Source organism: Streptomyces sp. 4N509B (assembly GCF_052245655.1).
Lineage (GTDB): Bacteria > Actinomycetota > Actinomycetes > Streptomycetales > Streptomycetaceae > Streptomyces.
On the sequence record NZ_JBQQBZ010000075.1, the window covers coordinates 1 to 7119 of the forward strand.

Sequence of the window (7119 nt, forward strand, 5' to 3'; positions counted from 1 at the left end):
CCACCGCAGCCACCGCACCCCGCGTCACCACAACCAAACGCGAACCCGACCACCGCTCATCACCCACAAACGCCCGCACCACACCCAACACCCCACCCACCAACCCACCCACACCACTCACATCCACATCCGCACCCGCACCCGCACCCGCACCCGCACCACCCAGCAACGGCAACACCACCACCGACGGAACCACCCCACCCTCAACCGCACCCACCAACTCACCCACACCCACCTCACCCACACCCGACAACACCAACCACCCATCCGAACCCACACCCGAACCACCACCAGCAGCAACCACCTCACCCACCCGCGACCACTCCACCCGGAACAACCCATCCACACCCGCACCACCAACACCCGCCACCAACTGCCCAGCACCCACCGCCCGCAACACCAACGACTCGACGACAGCCACCGGCTGCCCTGACGTGTCCACCACCACGACCGACACCGCATCCGACCCAGCCGGCGCCAACCGCACCCGCACCGACGACGCACCCGACGCCACCAGGGACACACCAGACCACACGAACGGCAGACGCAGCCCAGCCTCCTGGCCCGTCAGCAGAGCATGAAGCGCGGCGTCCAGCAGCGCCGGGTGGATCCCGTAGCGCGACGCCTCCGACTCCACACCCTCCGGCAACGCGACCTCGGCAAAGACCTCCTCGCCGCGCCGCCACGCCGCACGCAGCCCTTGGAACACCGGCCCATACCCATACCCGGCCTCGGCAACGGTCGCGTAGAAGCCCGACACATCAAGGGCGTCAGCACCAGCCGGCGGCCAGGCGACCAGGTCGGCATCGACAGCGACAACCGCGTCCTGGTCGAGCGATCCCTCCGCGTGGCAGACCCACGCCTCGTCCGGCTCGGCACCTTCCAGCCGCGAGTAGATGCGCAGCTCCCGCCGGCCCGTGTCGTCAGCAGCGCCGACGACGACCTGGACCTGCACGCCCCCGCGCTCGGGCAGCACGAGCGGCGCCTGAAGCATCAGTTCACGCAGGTGCCCGCAGCCGACCTCGTCGCCGGCACGCACCGCCAGCTCGACGAAGCCCGTCCCCGGGAACAGAACGTTCCCGTCCACAGCGTGATCCGCGAGCCACGCGTGCGTGCTGAGCGACAGCCGGCCGGTCAGCACCACGCCGCCATCACCAGCCAGGTTCACGGCAGCACCCAGCAGCGGGTGACCAGCGGCCTCCAATCCCAGGCCCACCGGGTCCCCGGTCGTCTCGCTCTCCAGCCAGTAGCGCTGGCGCTGGAAGGCGTAGGTGGGCAGGTCGACACGCTGGACGGCACGACCGGCGAAGGCCGTACGCCAGTCGACGGGGACGCCGCGCTGCCACAGGCGGGAGAGGGCGGTGGTGAAGATCTCCACCTCGTCCCTGTCCCGGCGGGCGGAGGGCACGAACGCGCCCGTGGTGTCCTCGGCGTCGAGGCACTCGGCACCCATCGCCGTCAACGTGGCGTCCGGACCCAGCTCCAGGAACGTCGACACCCCGGCACGGCGCAGCGCGGTGACACCGTCGGCGAACCGCACCGCCTCCCGCACATGCCGCACCCAGTACTCCGCCTCGGTGACCTCAAGCTCCGCCAGCTCACCCGTCACGTTCGACACCAACGGAATGCGCGGCGCGTGGAAGGTGATCTCACCCGCGACCTGACCGAACTCGGCCAGCATCGGCTCCATCAGACGAGAGTGGAACGCGTGCGACACACTCAGGCGACGCGTCTTCACCCCGTCCTGAGCGAACCGCTCCGCGACCGCATCCAGCGCCTCCACCGGACCGGCCACCACGACGGAGGCCGGGCCGTTGACAGCGGCGACGTCCACACCGGAAACGGCTTCCAGCATCTCCCGCACCTGATCGGCGCTCGCCTGGACCGACAGCATCCCGCCACCCGCAGGCAACGCCTGCATCAACGACCCACGCGCGGCCACCAGCCGGCACGCGTCCGCCAGATCAAAGACCCCCGCCACATGCGCGGCGACGATCTCACCAATCGAATGACCGGCCACGAAGTCAGGACGGACACCGAACGACTCCGCCAACCGCCACGCAGCCACCTCCACCGCGAACAAACCAGCCTGCGTGAACACCGTCTGATCCAGCAGAGCGGCCGTCTCACTGCCCGGCTCAGCCGTCAGCACCTCAGCCAGCGGACGCGGCAACAGACCCTCAAAGCCCGCACACACCTCCGCCAACGCCTCAGCGAACACCGGGAACCCGGCCGCAAGCCCAGCGCCCATCCGCGCCCGCTGCGCACCCTGACCCGTGAACAGAACAGCCAAGCCGCCGTCCACCACACCGGCGCCCAGCTCCACAGATCGCAGACCGGCGACGATCTCCTCGCCGTCCCGGCCCCACACCACCGCACGGTGCGACAGCTCAGCCCGGCCCGAGATCAGCGACCAACCCACGTCCGCCGCGTCCAACTCGCCCGCAGCGTCCGCGAGGCGCCCGGCCTGGGCGGCGAGCGCGTCCGTGCTCCGGGCAGAGATCACCCACGGCACCACCGGCAGCCGGTCACCCGGGATCACCACCGGACCCGGCGCCGTACCGTCCTCAACCGGTGCCTGCTCCAGGATCACGTGCGCGTTCGTCCCGGACGCGCCGAACGACGACACACCCGCCCGACGCGGACGGCCACCCGTCTCCGGCCACTCACGCGCCTGTGTCAGCAGCTCCACCGAGCCCGCCGACCAGTCCACGTGCTCCGACGGCTCATCGATGTGAAGGCTCCGCGGCAACACACCCTCGCGCATCGCCATCACCATCTTGATGACACCCGCGACACCCGCAGCCGCCTGGGCGTGGCCGATGTTCGACTTGATCGACCCCAGCCACAAAGGACGGTCCTCCGGCCGCCCCTGCCCGTACGTCGCGATCAGCGCCTGCGCCTCGATCGGGTCACCCAACGTGGTACCCGTGCCGTGCGCCTCCACCGCGTCCACATCAGCCGTCGACAGACCAGCACTGCTCAACGCCTGCCGGATCACTCGCTGCTGCGACGGACCATTCGGCGCCGTCAAACCATTGCTCGCACCGTCCTGGTTGATCGCCGAGCCGCGCACGACCGCCAGCACCTGGTGCCCGTTCCGCCGCGCGTCCGACAGACGCTCCAGCAACAGAACACCGACACCCTCACTCCATCCCGTGCCATCCGCAGCCGAAGCGAACGGCTTGCAGCGGCCGTTGGGGGCGAGGCCGCGTTGCCGGCTGAAGTCGATGAACGTCGCGGGCGTCGCCATGATGGTGACACCACCCGCGAGCGCCATGTCGCACTCACCGAGCCGGAGTGCCTGGGCCGCCAGGTGCAGGGCCACGAGCGACGACGAGCACGCCGTGTCCACCGTCACTGCCGGACCCTCAAGACCGAACGTGTACGCCAGGCGGCCCGACACCACGCTTCCGGCCGTTCCGGTGCCCACATACCCCTCGACGTCTTCGGGGAGCTGGTTCAGGCGGCTGGCGTAGTCGTGGTACATCGAGCCGGCGAACACACCGGTCCGGCTGCCGCGCACCGCGTCAACCGAAATACCAGCCCGCTCGAACACTTCCCACGACGCCTCCAACAACAACCGCTGCTGCGGATCCATCGCCAACGCCTCACGCGGCGAAATACCAAACAACTCCGCATCGAAATCAGCCGCGTCATACAGGAACGCGCCCTGCCGCGTGTAGCTCTTCCCGAAAGCGTCCGGGTCCGGGTCGTACAACCCCTCATCCCAACCCCGATCCACCGGGAAGTCGCCCACCACATCGCCGCCGGCGGCGACCAGACGCCACAGATCCTCAGCCGAGGAAATCCCACCCGGGTAACGGCACGCCACCGAGACAATCGCCACCGGCTCGTCCAACCCACCCGACACCGGGGCACCCGCGCCCAACCCGGCGTCCACGGTCTCGTCCGCGCCCATCAGTTCGTCGAGCACATACCGGGCCAACGCAACCGGCGTCGGATAGTCGAACACCAACGTCGCCGGCAACCGCAGCCCCACCACCTCACTCAACCGATTCCGCAACTCCAACGCCAACAACGAATCAAACCCAAGATCCTTGAACGCCCGCTCCGCACCCACCACATCACCCGACACATGACCCAACACACCCGCCACCTGACCCCGCACCACATCCAAAACCACCGACAACCGCTCACCCACAGCCACCCCACCCAAACGACCCACCAAACCACCCACCACACCCACATCCCGCACCACACGACGACCCCCCACCGACACCAACCCACGCAACACCGACGGCAACACACCACCCACACCCTGACCCCGCACCACACCCCAATCAAAACGAACCCCCACCACCAACGACGACCCCAACCCCACACCCACATCAAACACACCCAACCCCTCACCCACCGACAACCCCACCACAGCACCACCCACAACCCCACCACCACGCCGCTCCACCAAACCACCCGTCATCCCACTCTCCGCACCCCACAAACCCCACGCCAACGAAACACCCGACAACCCCAACCCACACCGATACGCCGCCAACGCATCCAAAAACGCATTCGCCGCCGCATAATTCCCCTGACCGCCGTTGCCGATAATTCCCGCGTACGACGAGTAGAGCGCGAACAGACCCAGATCCGCGTCGCGTGTCAGGTCGTGGAGATTGACGGCCGCGTCGACCTTCGGCCGCATGACGCGCTCGAAGGATTCGGGGGTGAGGCGTTGCACGGTCGCGTCGTCGAGGACGCCGGCCGCGTGGACGACACCCCTCAGCGGGAACTCCTCCGGCACCAACGCCAACGCCTGCGCCAACTGCTCCCGATCCGCCACGTCACACGCCGCCACCTCCACCACCGCGCCCGCCGCCTCCAACTCCGCCACCAACTCCACCGCACCCTCGGCATCCATGCCTCGACGGCTGGTCAACACCAACGACCGCACCCCGTACTCAGCCACCAAATGACGCGCCACCAACCCACCCAACGTCCCCGTCCCACCCGTCACCAACACCGTCCCACCCGCAACCGAACCCACCACACCAGCAGACACCCCACCCACAACACCCACCACACGCACCAACCGCGGCACCAACACCCCACCACCACGAACCGCGACCTCGCTCTCATCGACGGCCAACGCCGCGGCGAACCCCGCCGCCGCGTCGGCGCCCTCACCGAGGCGCGGGTCGAGGTCCACCAGTGAGACCCGTCCCGGGTTCTCCGTCCGCGCGGCGCGCACCAGGCCCCAGACGGTCGCGTGGGCCAGGTCGGTCACGTCCTCGTCGTCACCCGCGGCCACGGCGCCACGCGTCACGACCACCAGGCGCGAGTCCGCCAGCCGCTCCTCCGCCAGCCACTCGCGGACGCGTTCCCAGACCTGGACGGCGGCCTCACGGGCTGCCGCGGCGGTGCCGTCGCCGAGGAGACGGTCGGTGCCCGCGGCCGCCCCGTCGGTGGCGCACAGCACCACCACGGGGGGCACGGCGTCCCCACCCGGGGTGGTCGCGTCGGCCGGCTCGGTCAGCTGGGCCAGGTCCGCGACCGTGGCGCCGCCGAGCCCGAGGGTGTCGTCGCCCCACAGGGCCCATTCGGTCGTCGCGACGGTCGTCGCGGCGGCGTCCAACGTCGTGGGTACCACCCAGTCGAGCCGGAAGAGAGTGTCGGAGCCGGCAGCGGTCGCGCTCGTGAGCTGTTCGTCGGTCATCGAACGCAGGAGCAGCGACTCGACCACCGCGACGGGTTCTCCGGAGCCCTCAGCCACGTGGACCGTCATCGTGTCCTCGCCCGTGGGCAGCAGCCGCACGCGCACCGATCCGGCGCCGACCGCCAGCAGCGACACGCCCGACCACGCGAACGGCAGCCGCAGCTCCTCCTGACCCGGGGTCAGGATGGCGTGCAGGGCCGCGTCGAGCACGGCGGGGTGCAGGCCGAACTCGGCGGCCTGCGACTGGGCGTCCTCGGGCAGGGCGACCTCGGCGAAGACCTCCTCGCCGCGCCGCCACACCGCACGCAGCCCCTGGAAGACAGGGCCGTACCCGTAGCCGGTCTCCGCGACGGCCGCGTAGAACTCCGACACGTCCACGACCTCGGCACCGGCCGGCGGCCACGCCGAGAGGTCCATGTCCGGCACGACGGGCTGCTCGGGCACGAGCGCACCCTCGGCGTGACACACCCACGGCTGCTGCGCATCGGCGTCCTCGTGCTGGGAGTAGATCCGCACGGTCCGGCGCCCGGCCTCGTCGGCCGCGCCCACGACCACCTGCACCAGCGCGCCGCCGTGCTCGGGGAGCACGAGCGGGGCCTGCAGGGTGAGCTCTCGCAGGTGGGCGCAGCCCGCCTCGTCGCCGGCACGGACCGCGAGTTCGACGAAGCCGGTGCCGGGGAAGAGGACCGTGCCCTTGACGGCGTGGTCGGCCAGCCACGGGTGCGTCCGCAGCGACAGCCGGCCCGTGAGCATGACGCCGCCGTCGCCCGCCAGGCGGGTGGCGGCGCCGAGGAACGGGTGTTCGGCGGCGGCCAGCCCGGCGCCGCTGACGTCGGCGCGTCCGGTCTCCTCGACCAGCCAGTACCGCTCACGCTGGAAGGCGTAGGTCGGCAGGTCGACGCGCTGGACGGCGCGGCCGGCGAAGAAAGCCGACCAGTCGACGGTGGTGCCGTTCACCCACAGCTCGGCAACGTTCGCCAGCAGCCGGTTCGCCTCGTCCTCCGCACGCCGCAGGGTCCCGACGACAACGACCTGGCCCTCGGCGGACTCCTCCGCGATGGCCTGCACGCTCATCGTCAGGACCGGATGCGCGCTGACCTCGACGAACCGACGGTGGCCCTCGGCGAGAGCCGCCTCAACGGCGGTCGCGAACCGGACCGGCTGACGCAGGTTCCGATACCAGTACGCGCCGTCCATCCCGGCCGTGTCCAGCGTCTCGCCCGTCACCGCGGAGATCAACGGAACCCGCGACGACACCGGACGCACCGGCGCCAACACCTCCGCCAGCCGGCCCTCGATCGCCTCCACGTGCGCGGAGTGCGAGGCGTAGTCCACCGGCACCCGGCGCGCCCGGACCTCGGCCGCCTCCGCGGCGGCCATCAACGTCTCCAACGCCTCCGCGTCACCCGCCACCACCGTCGCCGACGGACCGTTGAACG

1 protein-coding gene is annotated in these 7119 nt (G+C 70.3%); it reads right to left on the minus strand.

Annotated features, from left to right (window positions below; all coding sequences use genetic code 11):
- Positions 1–7119 (minus strand): SDR family NAD(P)-dependent oxidoreductase (locus tag ACTWP5_RS31840; protein WP_443224667.1); only part of this gene is annotated, 7119 nt, incomplete at both ends.